General features: G+C 54.0%; 1 rRNA gene. It reads right to left on the bottom strand.

The features are described from left to right. Positions 1–43 precede the first annotated feature (43 nt). Positions 44–1,585: ribosomal RNA gene (locus HUV30_RS03995) — 16S ribosomal RNA — on the bottom strand. Positions 1,586–1,603 lie beyond the last annotated feature (18 nt).

Here is a 1,603-nt window from a genome sequence, read left to right on the forward strand (position 1 = left end):
CGAAGCTCCTTGCAATTAAATAGCGAGTTGGACAAATTTCCTTAAAGGAGGTGATCCAGCCGCAGGTTCCCCTACGGCTACCTTGTTACGACTTCACCCCAATCATTAGCCCTACCGTAGGCGGCTGCCTCCCTTGCGGGTTAGCTCACCGATGTCGGGTAGAACCAACTTTCGTGGTGTGACGGGCGGTGTGTACAAGGCCCGGGAACGCATTCACCCTGGCATGCTGATCCAGGATTACTAGCGATTCCGACTTCAAGGAGTCGAGTTGCAGACTCCTATCCGGACTGAGATGCACTTTCTGGGATTGGCTCCACCTCGCGGTATCGCTGCCCTTTGTATGCACCATTGTAGTACGTGTGTAGCCCTAGGCGTAAGGGCCATGATGACTTGACGTCGTCCCCACCTTCCTCCCGGTTAACCCGGGCAGTCTTCCTAGAGTGCCCAGCATCACCTGATGGCAACTAAGAATAGGGGTTGCGCTCGTTGCGGGACTTAACCCAACACCTCACGGCACGAGCTGACGACAGCCATGCAGCACCTGTCTCCTGGTTCTCCGAAGAGCACCCTTCCTTTTCGGGAAGGTTCCAGGGATGTCAAGCCTAGGTAAGGTTCTTCGCGTTGCATCGAATTAAACCACATACTCCACCGCTTGTGCGGGCCCCCGTCAATTTCTTTGAGTTTCAGCCTTGCGACCGTACTCCCCAGGCGGGATACTTAACGCGTTAGCTACGGCACCGAAGGTCAAGCCCCCGACACCTAGTATCCATCGTTTACAGCGTGGACTACCAGGGTATCTAATCCTGTTTGCTCCCCACGCTTTCGCTCCTCAGTGTCAGTATCGGTCCAGGTAGTCGCCTTCGCCACTGGTGTTCCTCCAGATCTCTACGGATTTCACTCCTACACCTGGAATTCCACTACCCTCTCCCGAACTCAAGCAATGCAGTATCAAGTGCAATTCCACGGTTGAGCCGTGGGCTTTCACACCTGACTTACAAAGCCACCTACGAGCGCTTTACGCCCAGTGATTCCGATTAACGCTTGCACCTTCCGTATTACCGCGGCTGCTGGCACGGAATTAGCCGGTGCTTCCTCTGAAGGTACCGTCAGCTGCAAAACATATTACTTTTTGCAGGTTTCTTCCCTTCTGACAGGAGTTTACGATCCGAAAACCTTCATCCTCCACGCGGCGTCGCTGCGTCAGGGTTTCCCCCATTGCGCAATATTCCCCACTGCTGCCTCCCGTAGGAGTCTGGGCCGTGTTCCAGTCCCAGTGTGGCAGGCCACCCTCTCAGGCCTGCTACTCATCGTTGCCACGGTAGGCCGTTACCCTACCGTCTAGCTAATGAGACGCGGACTCATCCATTGGCAGTAGCTTGCAAGCAGAGGCCACCTTTAACGTTGCCATATTATCCAGTATTATCAGTCGTTTCCAACTGTTATTCCGAACCAATGGGTAGATTATCCACGCGTTACTCACCCGTGCGCCACTGTACTCATTCCCGAAGGAACTTTCTCGTTCGACTTGCATGTGTTAGGCACGCCGCCAGCGTTCAATCTGAGCCAGAATCAAACTCTCCAGTTCAAATCTGTGTCTTCATGA

This window comes from Desulfovibrio subterraneus (genome assembly GCF_013340285.1).
GTDB lineage: Bacteria > Desulfobacterota > Desulfovibrionia > Desulfovibrionales > Desulfovibrionaceae > Halodesulfovibrio > Halodesulfovibrio subterraneus.